The following is an 18,914-nucleotide window of genomic DNA, read 5'->3' as shown; positions in this document are numbered from 1 at the left end:
ACCGCGTCAGCCGGCGGTGCGGGCCCGTCGGACGGGGCGGGTGCCACGGAGGCGGCCCACGCGCCACCAGGCGGCGGCCCACCACACGAGCGCGACGACGGTGGCCAGGGCCGCCGTGGTCCAGCGCGCTTCCGCTGCGCTCACACCGGCGACGAGCAGCAGGGCCAGTCCCACGAGGACGTCGGCCGCCGAGACCACGGTGTCCCGTCCGTTGCTGCGCACGTCGCCCTCCTCGCCGGTGGGTCTCGCGACCCGTCGAACAGTGCTCTCCGATCGACTGTAACCCGGAGTTCGGCGCACCGAAACCCGGATGCGACGAGCGGCCCGCCCAGCGTCCGGGGGAGGGTCGGGGCGAGGTGGCAAGCTGTGGCCGTGCCCCGCGCCTCGACGACTCCCACGACGGCGGCGGCCACGCCGGCCGCGGAGGACTGCCTCAAGACCGTCTACGCCGCGGGGGAGTGGTCCGACGCCAAGATCACGCTCTCGATGCTGGCCCAGAGCATGGGCGTGTCGCCGTCCACGGCGTCCGAGGCCGTCCGCAAGCTGACCGACGCCGGTCTGCTGCGCCACGAGCGGTACGGCGGGGTCGAGCTGACCGACGCCGGTCGCACCCGGGCCCTGGCGGTCGTCCGCCGGCACCGGCTGCTGGAGACGTTCCTCGTCGCCGACCTCGGGTACTCCTGGGACGAGGTGCACGAGGAGGCCGAGGTGCTCGAGCACGTCGTCTCCGACCGCATGCTCGACCGCCTCGACGCGCGCCTGGGCCACCCCGAGCGCGACCCCCACGGCGACCCCATCCCGCGCGCGGACGGCACGGTCCCGCAGCCCGGGGCGCACAGCCTCTCCGACGTCCCCGAGGGCGGGACGGGCGTCGTGGCCCGCATCTCCGACGCCGACCCGGAGGTCCTGCGGTACTTCGCCGAGCTGGGGATCGGGCTCGACGTCCAGCTGGAAGTGCTGCAGCGCAGGGAGTTCGCCGGGACGACGGTTGTCCGGCTGGGCGCCGGGCGCACGGTCGACCTGGGCGACCCCGCCGTGGCGGCGATCTGGGTCCTGCCCGTGCGCGGCGAGACGGGGACCGCGACGGGGACCCAGACGGGGGAGCGCGCGTGAGCATCACCTACGACAGCCACGGCAAGCCGCACGCGGAGAAGACGCGCGACGTCACCGTCGTCGGCAGCGTCAACGCCGACCTCGCGATCCGGCTCGACGAGCTGCCTCCGGCGGGGCAGACGGTGCGCGGCGCCGACGCCGAACGCGGCCTCGGCGGCAAGGGGGCCAACCAGGCCGTCGCCGCGGCCCGCCTCGGCCGCCGCGTCGCGATGGTGGGTGCCGTCGGCGACGATGCCGAGGGCCGCGGGCTGCGCGACGTCCTGGCCACGGAGGGCGTCGACGTCGAGCACGTCGCCGCCCTCGACGTCCCCACGGGGGTCGCCGTCGTCCTCGTGCACTCCGGGGAGTCGACCATCGTCCTGAGCCCCGGGGCGAACGACCGCGTCGACGACGCCCGGGTGCGGACGGCGGCCGCGGCGGTCAGCTCGGCCCGCGTCGTCCTGCTGCAGTGCGAGGTGCCCGACGAGGCGCTGCTCGCGGCGGCGGAGCTGTGCACGGGGCTGCTCGTCCTCAACCCCGCGCCGGCCCGGCCGCTGCCGCCGCAGCTGCTGACCCGAGCGGACCTGCTCGTGCCCAACGCGGGCGAACTGGCCGTGCTGGCCGGCGAGCCGGTCGCGACCGACGTCGACGGCCTCGTCGCGCAGGCGCGGGCCGTGCGCCCCTCGGGCACCACGATCGTGACCCGCGGGGAACGCGGGTCGCTCGTCGTCACCCCCGGTGGGCACGCCGAGGTCGCGGCCGTGCCGGCAGACCTCGTCGACGCCACCGCCGCCGGGGACAGCTACGTCGCGGCGCTCGCCGACGGGCTGCTCGACGGGCTCGGCCTCGTCGAGGCCGCGCAGTGGGCGGCCCGCGTCGCGGCCGTGACCGTGAGCCGGGCCGGGGCCTCGCAGTCCCTGCCCCGCAAGGAGGAGGTGCCGCAGTGAGCATCGGGTGGGGTTTCGTGGGCACGGGCGGCATCGCCCGGGACGTGGCCGGGGCGCTGGACCTCGCGCCCGGGGGGCGGCTGGCGGCGCTCGCCTCGCGCGACGTCGACCGCGCGCGCCGCTTCGTCCCCGAGGGACGGCAGGACGTCGGGGCCTACGGGTCCGTGGAGGAGATGCTGGCCGACCCCGCGGTCGACGCGGTCTACGTCGCCACGACGCACCCCCAGCACCACGCGCCGGCCAAGGCGGCGCTGCTGGCCGGCAAGGCGGTGCTCGTCGAGAAGCCGATGACCGTGAGCCTGGCCGCGACGCGGGACCTGGTGGACACGGCGCGCGAGCGCGGCGTCTTCCTCATGGAGGCGTACTGGACGCGGTTCCTGCCCGGGACCGTGGCGCTGCTGGACCTCCTCGGCCGCGGTGAGGTAGGGCAGGTGCACGGCCTGCACGCCGACTTCGGCTTCCCGGCGCCGCAGTCGCTGGCGCGGTTCCACGACCCCGCCATCGGCGGTGGCTCGCTCTTCGACCTCGGCCCCTACCCGGTGGGCCTGGCGTTGACGCTGTTCGGGACGCCGTCGACCGTGCGGGTGGCCGGGTCCCTCGCGCCGTCGGGCGTGGACCGGCAGGTCGCGCTCGCCCTCGGCTGGGACTCCGGCGCCGCGGCGGCGCTGTCCACGACGATGGTCGCGCGCACGCCGTCGCGCGCGTGGATCGAGGCGGAGCAGGGGTGGATCGAGGTCGGGTCACCGCTGCCGGCCGCGCCCCGCTTCACGGTGCACCGCACCGGTCCGGACGGCACCGAGCACGTGAGCGAGCACGACCACTCCGTCGCCCACGGGCACCGGTTCATGCTCGAGCACGTCCACGAGTGCCTCACCGCGGGTCTGACGAGCAGTCCCCTGGTGACGCCGCAGTTCTCCTTGGACCTCGCGACGGTCTTCGAGACGGCCGTCCGCGAGCTCGGGATCACCCGGGCGGCGGAGCTGCAGGGCGCTGACTAACCTCCGGAGCATGCCCTTGACCGGAGAGTACGAGCCCAGCCCCGAGGCGTGGGTCCGCGAGCAGGTGGAGCAGTACGAGTCCAGCGGCGGGACGGAGGCCACGCAGCTGCGCGGCATGCCGGTCGTCGTCCTGACGACCCTGGGCGCGAAGTCGGGGAAGCTGCGCAAGCAGCCCCTCATGCGCGTCGAGCACGACGGTCGGTACGCGGCGGTGGCCTCGCTCGGCGGGGCCCCGAAGAACCCCGTCTGGTACCACAACGTCAAGGCCAACCCCCTCGTGGAGCTGCAGGACGGGCCGGTGAAGAAGGACTACACCGCGCGCGAGGTGACCGGCGAGGAGAAGGCGCAGTGGTGGGAGAGGGCCGTCGCGGCCTACCCCGACTACGCCGACTACCAGCGCAAGACCGACCGCGAGATCCCCGTCTTCGTCCTCGAACCCGCCGAGTGATCCACCTGCTGGGCCTCTGACCTGCGACGACGCTGCTCACCCGGACGGCCGTTGGGCCGTCCGGGTGACTTGTCCTCAGATCATGGTCGCTCCTGTCGGACACTGGTTGTCACACAGAGAACACTCTGGGCAACTACCTCGGACACAGGACAGGAGACGACGATGCGACTCGGAACGGTGACCTCGGCCCCGGCGGTCCGCACCGCCTCCCGGCTGGACGGCGTCAGCGGCACGGAGTCGGTGACCCCGGCGCGCCGCATCACGCCGGAGTGGATCGACGAGGACCCGCTCGACGAACTGACCCAGTCCGACCGCGCGCTCCTCGGGCACCTCTACGGGGGCCTCGACGAGGCGGTCGACGTCAGCGCCGCGCCCGTGGCCTCCCTCGCCCGGGAGATCAACCGCGAGCGTGCCAGCGGCATGGTCTCCGACCACCGCGACCTCACGGCCGAGGACCTGCGCCGCATGATCGGCCGCCTGACGTTCACGGCCAAGGAGCCGGTGCCCGTCGAGGTGCAGCTGCGGCTCATGACCATGCTCAACGGGTCGACGCAGGGCCGCCTGGACGTCGTGCTCTGAGGCGGTCCGGAACGGGTTCTGCGATCGTGGCGGCGTGCGACTCCTCCTCGTCCGTCACGGCCAGACCCGTTCCAACGTCGAGCACCTGCTCGACACCGCCGTCCCCGGCGCCGACCTGAGCGAGCTCGGCCGCGACCAGGCCGCGGCCCTCGTGCCCGCGCTCGGCGGGCTGGGCATCGGGGCGGTCACCGCCTCGACGCTCGTGCGGACCCAGCAGACGGCGGCCCCGCTGGCCGCCCACCTCGGTCTGCCGGTCGCCGTCGCCGACGGCCTGCGCGAGATCGAGGCGGGGGACCTGGAGATGCGCGGCGACGAGGAGTCCGTGCGCCGCTACCTCGACGTCGTCGCCGCCTGGTTGCACGGGGACCTGTCCGTCGCCGAACCCGGCGCCGAGGACGGGCACGCCTTCTTCGCCCGCTACGACGCCGCCGTCGCCGACGCGCTCGCAGCGGCCCGCGCCGCGGACGTGGAGACCCTCGTCCTCGTCAGCCACGGCGCCGCCATCCGCACCTGGGCCGGCTCCCGCGTGCGCAACGTCTCGGCCGACTTCGTCATCGCGACCGGCCTGGAGAACACCGGGGTCGTCGAGCTCGTCGGCTCCCCCGAGGAGGGCTGGACCTGCGAGCGCTGGGCCGGGGCCGTGGTGGCGCCGGAGCAGGCCGCGGCGACCGGCGCGGGCGCGGCCGCCGAACCGGGCTCGGTGTTCTGAGTGGCTCCCTCGAACCCCGCCTACGAGGTCCTCCTCGAGCGTGCCCGCGCCCTGACCACCGGTGAGCGCCGCGTCCTCGGGCTCGTCGGGCCGCCCGGCGCGGGCAAGTCGACGCTGGCCGCCCGGCTGGTGGCCGACCTCGGTCCCGAGCTCGCCGTCCTCGTCCCCATGGACGGGTTCCACCTGGCCAACCGGGTGCTGGAGGCGCTCGGCCGGCGGGACCGCAAGGGCGCCCCGGACACCTTCGACGCCGGTGGTTACGTCGCCCTGCTGCGTCGGCTGCGGTCGCGCGAGGAGGCCGTCGTGCACGCCCCCGAGTTCCGCCGTGACCTCGAGGAACCCGTCGGCTCGGCGCTCCCCGTCCCGCGGGAGGTGCCGCTCGTGCTGACCGAGGGGAACTACCTGCTGCTGCGGGAGGGGGAGTGGGCCGGCCTGGAGGGGCTCCTGGACGAGACGTGGTACGTCGGTCCGGACGAGCGGACCCGGCTCGAGCGGCTCGTCGCCCGGCACGTGGCCTTCGGCAAGGACCCCGAGGCGGCCCGGGCCTGGGCCCTGGGCAGCGACGAGGCCAACGCGGCCGTCGTCGCGGCCGGCCGGCACCGGGCCCACCTGGTCGTCGACCCGGGTTGAGGAGGTTCTGCGGAGGGCGGTCCGCGGTGCAACCGGCGGGGGGCCCCGTGCGTCCACTCCGCGAACGCGCACGACCCGCAGAACCGCCAGACCACCGGGAGGTCGGATCCATGAACCGCCGCACCACGCTCACCCTGACCGCCCTCACCGCGCCCGCGCTCGCCCTCGTCCTCTCGGCGTCGAGCTCCTCGGCCAGCACGACGGGCGCGGACACCGACGCCGCCGTCGCGCAGGCCGTGACGACGAGCCCCCTGACCGCCGGCGTCCCCGCGGGCTCCTTCACCGTCGGCGACGTCCGCGTCGCGGGGACGTGGGCCGCCGCCGACCTCCAGCCCACCGACCCCGACGCGCTCGACCCGGCCACGGCCGTCCTGCGCTCGGACGGCACGCGGTGGACGGTCGTCGACCTCGGCACCGCCGGCGTCGGCTGCGACGTGGTCCCGGTCACCGACCGTGCGGCCCTCGCCCTCAGCTGCTGACGGAGCGCTTCGATAACGTCACCGCGTGGCGTTGCGCACCGGACTCTCGACGGCACGGTGGCGGACCCGGCTGGCGGAGATCGTCGCCGGGGACACCCCCTCGGTCGAACCGGTCGTCGACGGGGGGCTGACCCAGCCCGAGGCCCTCGACGCCCTCGACGCCGTCGCGCGCATGGCCGAGGCCCTGCTGTCGGCAGGAGCCTCGGCGGCGGACGTCACCTCGCTGGCGCTGCGGGCCGCGGCCGGGGCGGGCCTGCGGCACACCCAGGTCGACATCAACTACACCGCCGTCATCGTCTCGACGGCCGGGGCCGACCGCGTGCCGCTGACCTCGGCGCGCGTCGTGAAGGTCCGCGCCAGCGACTACTCCCGCCTCGGGGCGCTGTACGAGCTGGCCCACGAGGCCGGTGACGGCCTGCCGGCCGAGGAGATCAACACGCGCCTGAAGCGGCTGCTCTCCCAGCGCCGTCCCTACCGGCCGTGGATCTCCGCGGCCGGGACGGTCGGGCTGGCGGCCGCCGTGGCCGTGACGATCGGCGGCACCTGGGCCGTCGCCGTCTGCGCCGCGTTCGTCACCTGCGTCCTGCAGGTCGTCCTGTCCGCGCTGAACCGCCGCGGGCTGCCCGCCTTCTTCCAGCAGTTCGCGGGCGCGGCCATCGCGACCGCGTTCGCGCTGGCCCTCCTCGTCGCCGGACCGCACCTGCCCGACTGGGTCGGCCGGCTGCCACCGTCCCTGGTCGTCGGGTCCGGGATCGTCGTCCTGCTCGCCGGGCTCTCGCTCGTCGGGTCCGCCGAGGACGCGATCAGCGGCTTCTACGTCACCGCCGGCGCCCGCGCCTTCGAGACGGTACTGCTGACGACGGGCCTCGTCCTCGGCATCGCCGCCGTCCTCGACCTCGGCCAGCGCGCCGGCATCGGCCTCAGCCTGACGTTCTCCAGCGGGGAGTCCTACCCCCTCGCCGTCCAGGTCGCCGCCGGCGCCGTCGCCGCCTTCACCTGGGCCGTGTCCGGGTACGCGGGGCTGCGCGCGGTCCTGCTCGCCGGGCTCGCCGGGGCCACCGCCGTCTTCGCCGCCGGGGTCGCGACCCTGCTGGGGACCGGTCCGGTCGCGGCCGCCGGCCTCGCGGCGCTGCTCGTCGGGCTCCTCGCCGAGGGCACGGCGTGGCGCTGGGGCGTCCCGGGCCTCGTCGTCTCCGTCTGCGGGATCGTCCCGCTGCTGCCCGGCCTGGCCATCTACCGCGCGATCTTCTCGATCGTCGGGGGCGGCACCTCCGCGGGGCTGGCCCAGCTCGTCACGGCCTTCGGCACGGCGCTCGCCCTCGCGGCCGGCGTCACGCTGGGGGAGTTCTGCTCCCAGCCGCTGCGGCGGGAGTTCGACCGCATCGAGCAGCGCGTGCGGCGGCGTTCGCTCAACCGGCAGTTCTGAGGTCCCGCACCACCTCCACGAGCCGGGCGTCGTTGCGCGCCTCGACCTCCTCGTCGTACGGGGTGGCGGCGAGGAGGAGCTCGTCGGCGCCCGTCCGGTCCAGCAGCTCCTGGACCTTCGTGCGCACCTCCTGCGCGGTCCCGGCCACGGCGTCGGCGAGGTGCCGCTCGACGTCGGCGCGCTCGCGGTCGGTGAGGCTCGCCGCGGCCGCCTCGTCCGGGGTGGGCAGCGGACCGAACTCGCCGCGGCTGCGCGCGCGGGCGAGCGCCACCGCCTGCGGCAGGAGCTCCCGCCGCGCGGACGCCTCGTCGCGGGCGACGACGACGTCGAGGAGCAGGCTGACCCGGCCCGCCGGGTGCTCGCGGCGGTAGCGCCGCACCGGGTCCGCCTCCCGCAGCAACCGCCCGCCCACGACGACGGGCAGCCCCAGCCGCGCCGCCGTCCGCAGCCCCTCGCCCGTGGCCAGCAGCCACACCGGCGGCGCCGGGACGCGGGGGCGCAGGGTGAGCGGCCCCCGGCCGTGCAGCCAGTCCAGCAGTTCGGCGAGGCGCTCGTCCGCGTCGGCGCTCGCGTGGGCGCCCAGCGCGCGCCGGACCGGCGCGGTGAACCCCAGCGAGCGACCCACCCCGACCTCCACGCGGCCCGGGTGCAGCGCCGCGAGGACCGCGACCTGCTCGGCCACGACGAAGGGGCGGTGGTTGGGCAGCATGACCCCGGCGGTGCCCACCCGGACGCGGGACGTGGCCGCGGCGACGGCCGCCAGCAGCACCGTCGGCGCCGGGCCCACGACGCCGGGGACGGCGTGGTGCTCGGCGACCCAGAACCCGTCCGCGCCGAGCGCCTCGACCCGCCGTGCGCGGCGGACGGTGGCCCGCAGGGCCTCGGCGTCGTCCTGCCCGGAGCGGACGCGCGAGCGGTCCAGGATCGACAGCGCAGGAGCGGTCGGCACCGGGTCAGCACACCACGCGGACGTCGTGTCCGAGCGGTCGGGTAGACAGGGGACCGTGCTCCACGTCCACCGTTCCGAGAGCGCGACGGCCCTCGTCGCCGGGCTCGCCGACGTCCTGCGGACGCCCGCCGCCGGCGCCGACCCCTTCGCCCCCGACGTGCTCGCGGTCGGCGCGCGTGGCACCGAACGCTGGATCGCGCAGCGGCTGGCCCACCACCTCGGGGCCGGCCCGGACGGGGAGGACGGCATCTGCGCGCGCGTCGACTTCTCCTCCCCGGCCCGGCTCCTCGACGGCGTGGTGGCCGACGTCGTCTCCCGGATCCGTCCCGACGCGGCCGACGCGGTCGAGCGGTGGGCGCCGGACGCCCTGACGTGGCACGTCCTGGAGGTGTTCGACGAGCTCGCCCCCGCCGACGGCCGCCCCGGCACCGACGCGGGGGCGCGGTTCGCGGTGCTGCGCCACCACCTGCGCGCCGTCCCGGGCGAGGACGTGCCGCGCGTGCGCCGGACGGCCGCCGCGGCCCGGCTCGCCGGCCTGTTCGCCCGCTACGGCGCCGCCCGCCCGGGCCTGCTCCTCGACTGGGCCGCAGGTGGTTCCGACGTCCCGGACGACCTGCGCTGGCAGCCCGAGGTGTTCCGGGCCGTGCGCGAGCACGTCGGGGTCCCCGCCCCCGCCGAACTGCTGGACGACGTGTGCGCGGCGCTGCGCGCGGACCCGGCCCTCACCGGCCTGGGGGAGCGCTTCGGCGTCTTCGTCGTGACGCGGCTGGCCGAGTCCCGGTTGCGGGTGCTGGCCGCCCTGGCGGACCACCGCGAGGTGCACCTCTTCCTCCAGCACCCCAGCCCCGCGCTGTGGGCGGCGGCCCGGCGACCCGGCAGCCTGCGCCGCGCCGACCAGGGTGCCGACGAGGGGTCGGGCCCCGTGCGCCACCCGCTGCTGCTCTCGCTCTCCCGCGACGTGCGCGAGCTGCAGGCCCGGCTCTTGGACGCCGTGCCCGAGCTGCACGACGTGCACCACCCGGCCCCCGCGCCGCGGCCCACGCTCCTGGGGCGGCTGCAGGCGGCGCTCGCGGCCGACGAGGTCCCCGCTCCGGTCCCGGACCCGGACCCGGCCGACCGCTCGGTGCAGGTGCACTCCTGCCACGGCCGCGCCCGCCAGGTCGAGGTGCTGCGCGAGGTCGTCCTGGGGCTGCTCGACGACGACCCGACGCTGCAGCCGCGCGACGTGCTCGTCATGTGCCCCGACGTCGAGGCGTACGCGCCGCTCGTGCAGGCCGTCTTCTCCACCGACTCCCACCCCGGCGGCGGGCTGCGCGTCTCCGTCGCCGACCGGTCGGCCCTGCAGACCAACCCGTTGCTCGGGCTCGCCGCGCGGCTGCTCGTGCTCGCCCAGAGCCGGCTCACGGCCAGCGAGGTGCTCGACCTCGCCGGCACCGCGGCCGTCCGCGCCCGCTTCGACCTCGACGACGAGGACCTCGAGCAGGTCCGCGAGTGGACGGTCGACGCGGGCGTGCACTGGGGCCTGTCCGCCGAGCACCGCGCCGCCTGGTCCCTCGGGACGGTGGCCCAGGGGTCGTGGCGCGCCGGGCTGGACCGCCTGCTCGTCGGCGTCGCCGTCGGTGGCGGTGCGCAGGACGAGCTGCTGGGCGAGGTCGTGCCGCTCGCGGACGTCGAGTCCTCCCGCGTGGACCTCGCCGGGCGCCTCGCCGAACTGCTCGACCGCCTCGACGCCGCGGTGGCCCGGTTGTCCGGCAGGCGCGGGGTCGCCGCCTGGTGCGAGGCGCTGCTCGACGGTGTCCTCGACCTCGCCGACGTCCCCGCCGACGGCGCGTGGCAGCTGGCCCAGCTGCGCCGCGAGCTCGGGGCCGTCGCGCAGGACGCAGCACGCGCCGGGACGGCCGAGGTGGGGCTCGCCGACGTCGCCGCCCTCGTCGCCGAGCGCTTCGCCGGCAAGCCCCAGCGCGCCAACTTCCGCACCGGCGCCCTCACGGTCTGCACCCTGACGCCCATGCGCTCGGTGCCGCACCGCGTCGTCTGCCTGCTGGGCATGGACGACGGGGCCTTCCCGCGCGTCACCAACCCCGACGCCGACGACGTCCTCTCGCGCGACCCGCACCTCGGCGACCGGGATCCCCGCAGCGAGGACCGCCAGGTGCTGCTCGACGCCGTCTGCTCGGCCCGGGACACCCTCGTCGTCATCTACTCCGGCCGCGACGTCCGGACGGGGGCGCAGCTGCCGCCGGCCGTGCCCGTCGGGGAGCTGCTCGACGCCCTGGACGCCGCCCACCCCGGGGTGCGCGAGCGCGTCGTCGTCCAGCACCCGCTGCAGCCGACGGACCCGCGCAACTTCGCCGAGGGCGCCCTCGGCCGCCCCGGCGCCTTCAGCTACGACCGCAGCGCCCTGGCCGGCGCCGCCACGGGTGCCGCCGAACCGGCTGCGCCGCAGCCGTTCCTGGCGGCCGGGCTGCCGCCGGCCCCCGCGGCCGACCTCGACCTCGACCAGCTCGTGCAGTTCTTCCAGCACCCGGCCAAGGGCTTCCTGCGCCAGCGCCTCGACGTGGCCACCGCGACGCGCGAGGACGAACCGGCCGACGCACTGCCCGTGGAACTCGACGCGCTCGCCAAGTGGTCGGTCGGTGACCGGGCGCTCGCCGCCCGGCTGCGCGGGGCCGGCGCCGGGGACGTCGTCCGCCTCGAGACCGCCCGCGGGTCCCTGCCGCCGGGTCCGCTCGGGACGGCCGTGCTGCGCGAGGTGGGTCCGCTGGTCGACCGGATCGCCGGTGTGGCCGCCGAGTTCGACGCCGGGCCCGCCGGAGCCTCCCCGCGCAGCGTCGACGTCGAGCTCGACCTCGACGTGCCGGGCACCGGACCGGTCCGCCTGACGGGCGGCGTGCGCGGCGTCCGGCCCGTGCGTCCCGGGGGACGTGCGACCGGCGACGTCGCCGTGACGACGATCTACTCGCGGGTCAAGGCCAAGCAGACGGTCCGCGCCTGGATCGAGCTGCTGTCCCTGTCGGCCGCGCACCCGGGGACGGACGTCCGTGCCGTCGTCGTCGGGCGCGGCGGGCAGGGCAGTGTCGCCCTCCTCACGCTCGGTCCGGTGCCGGCGGCCGTCGCGCGCGGGCTCCTCGTCGACCTCCTGGAGCTGCGGGCCGCGGGGTTGTGCGCGCCCCTGCCCCTGCCCGTCGACACCGCGATGGCCTACGCGCAGGCCGCGTGGGCCGGTCGTCCCGCGCCCGCCTGCCGCCGCGCGGCGACGGGCGCGTGGACCTCGGACTGGTCCTTCCCCAAGGAGGACGCCGACGAGGAGAACGCCGGCGTGTGGGGGGCGGCGGCCCCCGTCGACGTCCTGCTCGACTGGACGCCGCCCACCGGCTGGCCGCCGGGAGCGCCGACGACGTTCGACGCTGCGGTGCAACGGTTCTGGGAGCCCCTCCTCGGCGCCTACCGGATGGACGAGCGGTGAGCGCGCCGACGGTCCACCGCACCTTCGAGGTGACCGGGCCGCTGCCGGCCGGGACGACCGTCCTGGAGGCCAGCGCGGGCACGGGCAAGACGTGGACGATCGCGGGTCTCGTCACGCGGTACGTGGCCGAGGGGGTCGCCGCGGTCGACGAGCTGCTCGTCGTGACGTTCGGGCGGGCGGCGACGGCCGAGCTGCGCGACCGCGTCCGCGAGCGCCTCGTCAGCACGCGCGACGCGCTGGCGGACCCGGCCACCGCCGCGACCTCGGCCGACGCCGTCGTCCGGCACCTCGCCGCGGGGCCGGAGGCCGACGTCGCGCAGCGGCGGGCGCGGCTGTCGGCGGCGCTGGCGGGCTTCGACGCCGCCACCGTGGCGACCATCCACGAGTTCTGCCAGCAGGTCCTCACGAGCCTGGGCACGGCCGCCGACGTGGACCCGACCGCGACGCTCGTCGAGGACGTCGACGACCTCGTCGAGGAGGTCTGCGACGACCTCTACGTCCGCTTCGCGGTGCGCCCCGGCGGCGGACCGCCCCCGTTCTCCCGGGCCGTCGCGCTGCGCATCGCGCGGGAGGCCGTGGGCCGCGCGGACGCACGCATCGAACCGCGGGGGGCCGCCCCCGAGACACCGGAGGACCTGCGCGTCCGGTTCGCCCAGGGCGTCCGGCGCGAGGTGGCCGCCCGCAAGCGCTCGCGGCGGGTGCTGGGGTTCGACGACCTCCTGACGCGGCTGCGCGACGCGCTGACCGACGATGTCGCCGGGCCCACGGCCTGCGACCGGTTGCGGCGCAGGTACTCCGTGGTCCTGGTCGACGAGTTCCAGGACACCGACGCCGTGCAGTGGGACGTGCTGCGGACGGCGTTCCACGGGTCCTGCCCCCTCGTCCTCATCGGGGACCCGAAGCAGGCCATCTACGCCTTCCGCGGGGCGGACGTGAACAGCTACCTCGAGGCCGTCGGCGTCGCGGACGAGACCGCGACGCTCGGGACGAACTTCCGCAGCGACCCCGCCGTCCTGGCGGGGACGGCGGCGCTGCTGCGCGGCGCCGCGCTCGGCGACGGGCGGATCGTCGTGCACCCCGTGCGGGCCCACCACCGCACGGCCGCGCTCGTCGGTCCCGCGGGGCCCGACCCGGCGCCGGTGCGCCTGCGGGTGCTGCGCCGCGACGGGTTGCCGGTCACGGCCCGCACGGGCGTGCCGGCCGTGGCCGACGTGCGCTCGGCGGTGGCGCGCGACACCGCCGAGCAGGTCGTCGGCGTCCTGTCGGAGGGGCTGCGCGTGCATCCGCACCGGGAGGCCGGCGGGCAGGAGCGCGACCTCGCCGCCGGGGACGTCGCGGTCCTCGTGCGCACCCAGTCCCAGGCCCAGCTCGTCCAGGAGGAGCTGCGCCGCCGCGGGGTGCCGTGCGTGCTCTCGCGCGGGCCGAGCGTCTTCTCCACTCCCGCGGCGCGGGAGTGGGTGTGGCTGCTGGAGGCCGTCGAGCAGCCGCACCGCGCGGCGCGGGTCCGGCGCACGGCGCTGTCCTCCTTCGTCGGCTGGACCGCGGCCGAGCTCGACGCAGCCGGGGACCGCGCGACCGACGAGGTGTCCGTCGCACTGCGCGGCTGGGGCACGGTGCTCGCCGAGCGCGGGGTGTCGGGCATGTTCGCCGCCCTCAACGAGGAGCAGGACCTGCCGCGCCGGCTGCTCGGCGTCGAGGGCGGTGAACGCCGGCTGACCGACCTGAGGCACATCGCCGAGGTCCTGCACGCCGAGTCCGCCCTCAACCCCGGCGGCGGTGTGTCCACCCTGCTGTCCTGGCTGCGCGGGCGCGTCGAGGACGCGGCCGGCGACGTGGACCAGGAGCGCTCGCGGCGCCTGGACACCGACCGGGACGCCGTGCAGATCGCCACGGTCCACACGAGCAAGGGCCTGGAGTACGAGGTCGTCTGCGTCCCGTTCGGGTGGGACTCCACCGGCGGCGGCTCCAAGGACCGGCTGCCCGTGGCCCACGCCCCGGACGGCCCGCGCGCGCTGCACGTCGGGGGGCCCTCGGCCCCCGGGTACGACGTGTTCTGCCGCGCGGCCGACACCGAGGACCTCGGCGAGGAGCTGCGTCTGCTCTACGTCGCGCTCACCCGCGCCGTCTCCCGGCTGCTCGTCTGGTGGGCGCCGGCCACGAACACCCAACGCGGTGCGCTGCACCGGTTGCTCATGACCGACGACGCCCTGGCGGTGCCCGAGAAGCTGCCGCTGCCCGCCGACGACGCCCTCCGCACCCGGCTCCAGGCGCTGTTCCCGCCGGCGTCGCCGGTCGCGGTCGAGGACGTGCCGCTGCGGTCGACGCCGCGGCGCTGGTCCGGACCGGTCACGCCCGTGGCCGAGCTGCGGGCGGCCCGGTTCGGCGCCGAGGTCGACCTGGGGTGGCGGCGCACGTCCTACTCGGGCCTGACGCGGGGCGTCCACGACGCGCACCTGCCCGGCCGGGCGGTGCTGTCCGAACCGGAGGTGGAGGTGACCGTCGACGAGGTCGACGGTGTCGAGCTCCCGGCCGCCGGGGCGGGGACGGACGACCCGCAGGGGTGGCGGTCCGTGCCCTCGCCGCTGGCCGACCTGCCTGCCGGCACGGGGTTCGGGACGCTCGTGCACGCCGTGCTCGAGGGGTTCGACCCGGCCGTCCCCGACCGGCCGGCCCACCTGGCCGCCCTGGCCCGCGAGCAGTACGCCGCCCCGCTGGCCGAACCGCTCGCCGCGGCCCTCGACCCCGTCCTGCGCACCGGGCTCGGGCCGCTGGCCGACGACCGTGCGTTGCAGGACTTCGCGGTGGCCGACCGGTTGGCCGAGCTGGACTTCGAGCTGCCGCTGGCCGGTGGCGACGACGCGGGGCCGTCGGCCGGGGGCCGGCTGGGGGACCTCGCCGTCCTGCTGCGCCGGCACCTGCCCGCCGACGACCCGGTGCACGCCTACGCCGGGCAGCTCACCGAACCGGCCCTGGCCGCCGAGGGCCTGCGCGGCTACCTCACCGGCTCGATCGACGCCGTCCTGCGGTGCGGGTCCCGGTTCCTCGTCGTGGACTACAAGACGAACCGGCTCGCCGGCCCGGGGGAGGAGCTGACCGCCTGGCACTACCGGCGGCCGGCCCTGGACGAGGCCGTCCTGGCGGCGCACTACCCGCTGCAGGCGCTGCTCTACAGCGTTGCGCTGCACCGGTTCCTGCGGTGGCGGCTGGCGGGGTACGACCCGGACGAGCACCTCGGCGGGTCGCTGTACCTGTTCCTGCGCGGCATGTGCGGACCCGACGTCGGGCCCGGGCCGGACGGGGTGCCGCCCGGGGTCTGGTCGTGGAAGCCCCCCGCCGCGCTCGTCGTGGCCACCTCCGACCTGCTCGCCGGGAGGACCCCGTGACCACCACGACCACCACGACCACCACCGTCGTCGACGAACCCGACCGCTCGGCCTCCCTCGCCCGCTCGGCCACGGGCCTGCTGGGCGAGGTCAACGGGCTCGGTCTGCTGCACGCCGCCGACGTCCACGTCGCCCGTCGGCTGGGCGCGGTGGCGGGGGAGGACGACGAGCGCGTCCTGCTGGCCGTCGCGCTCGCGGTCCGTGCCGTGCGGCACGGGTCGGTCGTCCTGCGCCTGTCGGCGGTGGGCGACCTCGTCCCCGAGGACGCCGACGACTCCGGCGCCGTCGCGCCGGTGGCCGTGCCGTGGCCGGAGCTGGAGTCCTGGCGGGAAGCCGTGCGCCGCAGCCCCCTGACCGTCGAGCACGGGCCGGGGGAGGACCCGGACGAGGGCGGACCGACGGCACCCCTGCACCTCGTCGGCGACGGGCTGTGGCTGGACCGGTACTGGCGGCAGGAGCTCGCCGTCGCCCGGGACCTGCGCGACCGCAGCCGCACCGTCGCGCCGTACGACCCGGCGGCGGTGGAGGCGGTCCTGGGGCGCCTGTGGCCCGGCGACCCCGCCGACGACCAGCGCGCCGCGGCCGCGGTGTGCCTCTCGCACGGTGTCTCGGTCCTGGCCGGCGGTCCGGGGACGGGCAAGACGACGACGGTGGCCCGGCTGCTGGCCGCCGTGCACGCGTTGTCCGACGGACCGGCCCGGGTGGCGCTGGCGGCCCCGACGGGCAAGGCCGCCGCCCGTCTGACGGAGGCCGTCGTCTCCGCGGCCGACGAGGGGGCGTTCACCGACGCCGAGCGCACCTTCCTGCGCGCGGCCGCCGCCTCGACGCTGCACCGGCTGCTCGGCATCCGGCCCGGGTCGGTCCGCGCCCGGTTCGACGCCGAGCACCGTCTCCCGCACGACGTCGTCATCGTCGACGAGGCGTCGATGGTCGGGCTCGGCGTCATGGCCCGGCTGCTGTCGGCGTTGCGTCCCGGCGCGCGGCTCGTCCTCGTCGGGGATCCGCAGCAGCTCGCCTCGGTGGAGGTGGGGGCCGTCCTGGCCGACCTCGTCGCCCCGGCCACGTCCTCGCCGCAGGCGGCCCCGCACGGGGTGGCCCGGCTGACGCGGACCCACCGCTACGCCGCCGGTGGGGGGATCGCCGCCGTCGCGCAGGCCGTGCGGGAGGCGCGGTCGGCCGACGTCGTGGACCTGCTGCGGGCCGGCGGCCCCGACGTGGAGTTCCTCGAGGTCCCCGACGGCGAGCTCGTCGCCGGCGCCGCGCTCGAGGTCGTGCGCGCCGACGTGGTCGTCCGGTCCCGGGGCGTCGTCGAGGCGGCCCGCGCCGGCGACGCCGCGACGGCGCTGACGGCCCTGGACACCCACCGCCTGCTCTGCGCGCACCGGCGCGGGACGCGCGGGGTGGCCCACTGGAGCGCCCTGGCGCAGCGGTGGGCGGTGGAGGAGCTCGGTGTCCTGCCGCGACCGGACGGCCGCTACGTCGGCCTGCCCGTCATCGTCACCGCGAACGACGCCGCCGTCGGGGTGTTCAACGGGGACACCGGGGTGGTCCTGGAGGAGGACGGGGTGCTCGTGGCCGCGCTCTCCCGGGGCTCCGGGCCGCTGCGGGTGCCGTTGGCCCGGCTGGCCTCCGTCGAGCCCGTGCACGCGATGACGGTGCACCGCAGCCAGGGGTCGCAGTTCGACACCGTCACCGTCCTGGCCGCGCCGGAGACGTCCCCGCTGGCCACGCGCGAGATGTTCTACACGGCCCTGACGCGGGCCCGCAGCCGCGTGCGGGTCGTCGGGTCCGCGCGCGCGGTGGCCGCCGCGGTGGAGCGACCCCTGGCGCGCGCGACCGGGCTGGCCGAGCGGCTCAGGGCCTGATGGCGCCGTCGCGCAGGTCCTGGATCAGGCGCGCCAGCACCGGCGGCGGGCTCGAGCGGGCGGCCTGCGCGGCCCGGCCGTAGGCGGCCGCGTCCTTCGTCAGTCCCTCGGGCAGCGCCGACAGGAACGCGGGCCACTGCGCCAGGCAGGTCTCCAGGTCGCCGGGCAGGACGTGCACGGGGACGTCCACGAGCTCGGCCCGGACCCGCCGGCTGTCCTCGCGGGCCCGGTGCCCGGCGTGCGGACCGTCGTCGGCGTCGAGCACGACGTCCACCGCGGCCCCGAGCGCCCGGGCCACGGCGGCGGCCAGCGGCAGGGCGTGCTTGCCGCCCGCGGCCACGACGGGCGGGCCGGTGCGGAGCAGTGCGGCGAGCACGGCGACGTCGGTCGCCCCCTCGACGAGGACGGCCCGCGGCTGCCCGGCCACCTGCAGCACGAAGCCCGCCGGCAGTGCGGTGCGCACCAGCCGGCGGGCTCGGTTCGTGCTGGTCCCGAGGGTGGTGGCGACGCGCGCCACCACGTCCTCGGGGACCACAGGGAGGGGTCAGCCGACCTTCGGCTTCTCCTCCGCCTTCGGGTAGATGTCCGTGTTCTGCGCCGGCGTGATGAGCGCGTCTTCCGGACGGGTCTGGTTCAGCGCGACGGCCTGCGGGGGCAGGACCGCGTGCAGCGCCCAGTCGGTGAGCACGCGGATGCGGTTGCTCATGGCCGGCAGGGCGTACAGGTGGTACCCGCGGGCGACGATCTTGGCCGGCAGACCGGTCATCTCGATGCCGAGGGGCTTGGCGACGGCCGTGCCGCCACCGAGGTCGGCGACGAGCCCGAGGTCCTTGTGGACGTAGTCGGCGGCCTGGCCGATCCCGAAGGACGCGGCGATGTTCTTGCCGACCGCGGTGCCCTGGCGCTGCGCGTGCTGCGCTGTGGGCGGGGTGATCGGCTGCGGGCCGTCGGCCGGCTTCGGCTTGGCCAGGTCCGGCACGGCGGCGGCGTCACCGGCGGCCCAGACGTCGTCGGCGCCCGCGACCTTCATCTTGGCGTCGACGACCAGGCGGCCGCGGTCCAGCGGCAGGCCCAGGGTGCCCATGAGCGGGTTCGCCATGATGCCCGCGCCCCAGATGAGGGTGCGCGAGGGGACCGGCGTGCCGTCGGTGAGGTTGATGACGTTGCCCTCGACGCTGGCCACGGAGACCCCGAGGCGCACGTCGATGCCGCGGCCCTTGAGGGCCGAGAGGGCGTACTGGCCCAGACGGGGCCCGAGCTCGGGCAGGACGGCCGGGGCGACGTCGATGAGCAGCCACTTCACGTCGCGCACGTCGATGGACGACCAGCGGTCGGCGACGCGGGAGAGCCAGCGGTGGGTCTGGGCGACGATCTCGGTGCCGGTGTAGCCGGCGCCGACCGCGACGACGGTCATGCGCTCGGCGCGCTCGGCGTCGAAGCGCGGGTCGTCCGGCAGGCTGTCGGCCGCGTCGAGCTGGGCCAGCAGGTGGTCGCGGACGAACGCGGCCTCGGTGATGGTCTTGACGCCGCGGGCGCTCTCGGAGACGCCCGGGATCGGGAACCGGCGGGTGACGGCGCCGGGGGCGAGCAGGAGCTTGTCGTAGGACAGGACCTGGGTCTCGTCGCTGACGACGCCGCGCTCGGACTTGGAGATCGTGATGGTCTTCGCCTCGGGGTCGACCGAGGTGGTGTGGCCCACGACGAGCTTGTGGCGCGGCAGCGCCTGCCGCAGCGACACGGCGACGTGGCGGGGCTCGATGACGGACGCGGTCACGTCCGGCAGCAGGGGGCTGTAGGTGAGGTGGTCAGTCGGGCTGACGATCACCAGCTCTGCCGCGGAGGCCGGGAGGAGCTTCTCGAGCTTCTTGCCGGCGTACAGGCCGGTGAAGCCACCTCCGACGATGACGACTCGCTGTCGATCGACCATGTGTGGCACCTCTTGT

General features: G+C 76.6%; 16 protein-coding genes. 12 read left to right on the top strand and 4 right to left on the bottom strand.

What is annotated here, in order from left to right; all coding sequences use genetic code 11:
* Positions 1-6: 6 nt before the first annotated feature.
* Positions 7-222 carry a hypothetical protein gene (locus AB1207_RS19575; protein ID WP_367640094.1) on the bottom strand — a complete coding sequence of 72 codons (216 nt, stop codon included), beginning with the start codon at positions 220-222 and terminating at the stop codon, positions 7-9.
* Between the two features lie 150 nt (positions 223-372).
* On the opposite strand from AB1207_RS19575, the gene AB1207_RS19570 reads away from it, so the two are divergent.
* The 9 genes from AB1207_RS19570 to AB1207_RS19530 all read left to right on the top strand — a co-directional run bounded on the left by AB1207_RS19570 (position 373) and on the right by AB1207_RS19530 (position 7,308).
* Positions 373-1,113 carry a metal-dependent transcriptional regulator gene (locus AB1207_RS19570; protein WP_437178993.1) on the top strand — a complete coding sequence of 247 codons (741 nt, stop codon included), beginning with the start codon at positions 373-375 and terminating at the stop codon, positions 1,111-1,113.
* Positions 1,110-2,039 (top strand): ribokinase, encoded by a 930-nt coding sequence (locus AB1207_RS19565; protein ID WP_367640091.1) that lies wholly within the window; start codon positions 1,110-1,112, stop codon positions 2,037-2,039. Before AB1207_RS19570 ends, AB1207_RS19565 begins: the two co-directional genes overlap by 4 nt.
* Positions 2,036-3,037 (top strand): Gfo/Idh/MocA family protein, encoded by a 1,002-nt coding sequence (locus AB1207_RS19560; RefSeq protein WP_367640090.1) that lies wholly within the window; start codon positions 2,036-2,038, stop codon positions 3,035-3,037. The genes AB1207_RS19565 and AB1207_RS19560 overlap by 4 nt, the downstream gene beginning before the upstream one ends.
* 10 nt (positions 3,038-3,047) lie before the next feature.
* Positions 3,048-3,485, top strand: a complete 438-nt coding sequence (locus AB1207_RS19555; protein WP_367640089.1) for a nitroreductase family deazaflavin-dependent oxidoreductase — start codon at positions 3,048-3,050, stop codon at positions 3,483-3,485.
* A 162-nt stretch (positions 3,486-3,647) separates the two neighbouring features.
* Positions 3,648-4,064 carry a hypothetical protein gene (locus AB1207_RS19550; RefSeq protein WP_367640088.1) on the top strand — a complete coding sequence of 139 codons (417 nt, stop codon included), beginning with the start codon at positions 3,648-3,650 and terminating at the stop codon, positions 4,062-4,064.
* Between the two features lie 34 nt (positions 4,065-4,098).
* Positions 4,099-4,773, top strand: a complete 675-nt coding sequence (locus tag AB1207_RS19545) for a histidine phosphatase family protein (protein ID WP_367640086.1) — start codon at positions 4,099-4,101, stop codon at positions 4,771-4,773.
* Positions 4,774-5,403, top strand: a complete 630-nt coding sequence (locus AB1207_RS19540; protein ID WP_367640084.1) for a nucleoside/nucleotide kinase family protein — start codon at positions 4,774-4,776, stop codon at positions 5,401-5,403.
* A 110-nt stretch (positions 5,404-5,513) separates the two neighbouring features.
* On the top strand, positions 5,514-5,882 hold the full coding sequence (locus tag AB1207_RS19535; protein WP_367640083.1) for a hypothetical protein: 369 nt from the start codon (positions 5,514-5,516) through the stop codon (positions 5,880-5,882).
* 25 nt (positions 5,883-5,907) lie between these two features.
* On the top strand, positions 5,908-7,308 hold the full coding sequence (locus AB1207_RS19530; RefSeq protein ID WP_367640081.1) for a threonine/serine exporter family protein: 1,401 nt from the start codon (positions 5,908-5,910) through the stop codon (positions 7,306-7,308).
* On the opposite strand, the gene AB1207_RS19525 is transcribed toward AB1207_RS19530, so the two are convergent.
* Entirely contained in the window at positions 7,292-8,257 is a 966-nt protein-coding gene (locus AB1207_RS19525) for an MsnO8 family LLM class oxidoreductase (protein ID WP_367640080.1), read from the bottom strand. The genes AB1207_RS19530 and AB1207_RS19525 overlap by 17 nt on opposite strands.
* 55 nt (positions 8,258-8,312) lie before the next feature.
* Between AB1207_RS19525 and recC the strand changes: the two genes are divergently transcribed.
* Genes recC through recD form a run of 3 tightly spaced genes read left to right on the top strand, consistent with a single transcriptional unit; the run spans position 8,313 to position 16,971 of the window.
* Positions 8,313-11,723, top strand: a complete 3,411-nt coding sequence (gene recC / locus AB1207_RS19520; protein ID WP_367640079.1) for an exodeoxyribonuclease V subunit gamma — start codon at positions 8,313-8,315, stop codon at positions 11,721-11,723.
* Complete coding sequence (locus tag AB1207_RS19515) at positions 11,720-15,106, top strand: UvrD-helicase domain-containing protein (RefSeq protein WP_367640078.1); 3,387 nt, start codon at positions 11,720-11,722, stop codon at positions 15,104-15,106. The genes recC and AB1207_RS19515 overlap by 4 nt, the downstream gene beginning before the upstream one ends.
* Positions 15,103-16,971 carry an exodeoxyribonuclease V subunit alpha gene (recD, locus tag AB1207_RS19510; RefSeq protein WP_367640077.1) on the top strand — a complete coding sequence of 623 codons (1,869 nt, stop codon included), beginning with the start codon at positions 15,103-15,105 and terminating at the stop codon, positions 16,969-16,971. Before AB1207_RS19515 ends, recD begins: the two co-directional genes overlap by 4 nt.
* Here the strand turns inward: recD and AB1207_RS19505 are convergent.
* Positions 16,961-17,488 carry a toprim domain-containing protein gene (locus tag AB1207_RS19505; RefSeq protein ID WP_367640076.1) on the bottom strand — a complete coding sequence of 176 codons (528 nt, stop codon included), beginning with the start codon at positions 17,486-17,488 and terminating at the stop codon, positions 16,961-16,963. The genes recD and AB1207_RS19505 overlap by 11 nt on opposite strands.
* 27 nt (positions 17,489-17,515) lie before the next feature.
* The gene (locus tag AB1207_RS19500) at positions 17,516-18,898 is read right to left on the bottom strand and encodes an NAD(P)/FAD-dependent oxidoreductase (protein ID WP_367640074.1); all 1,383 of its coding nucleotides are present in this window, start codon (positions 18,896-18,898) and stop codon (positions 17,516-17,518) included.
* Between the last annotated feature and the right edge of the window lie 16 nt (positions 18,899-18,914).

The organism is Kineococcus endophyticus (genome assembly GCF_040796495.1).
Taxonomy (GTDB): Bacteria; Actinomycetota; Actinomycetes; order Actinomycetales; family Kineococcaceae; genus Kineococcus; species Kineococcus endophyticus.
The sequence above is the reverse complement of the archived record's forward strand: the minus strand, read 5'-3'. Positions and strand labels throughout refer to the sequence as shown.

Excerpts from the sequence above, each read along its gene's own strand:
- AB1207_RS19555 (WP_367640089.1), top strand. The coding sequence starts at position 3,048 with ATGCCCTTGACCGGAGAGTACGAGCCCAGCCCCGAGGCGTGGGTCCGC.
- AB1207_RS19500 (WP_367640074.1), bottom strand. The coding sequence starts at position 18,898 with ATGGTCGATCGACAGCGAGTCGTCATCGTCGGAGGTGGCTTCACCGGC.
- AB1207_RS19550 (WP_367640088.1), top strand. The coding sequence starts at position 3,648 with ATGCGACTCGGAACGGTGACCTCGGCCCCGGCGGTCCGCACCGCCTCC.
- AB1207_RS19535 (WP_367640083.1), top strand. The coding sequence starts at position 5,514 with ATGAACCGCCGCACCACGCTCACCCTGACCGCCCTCACCGCGCCCGCG.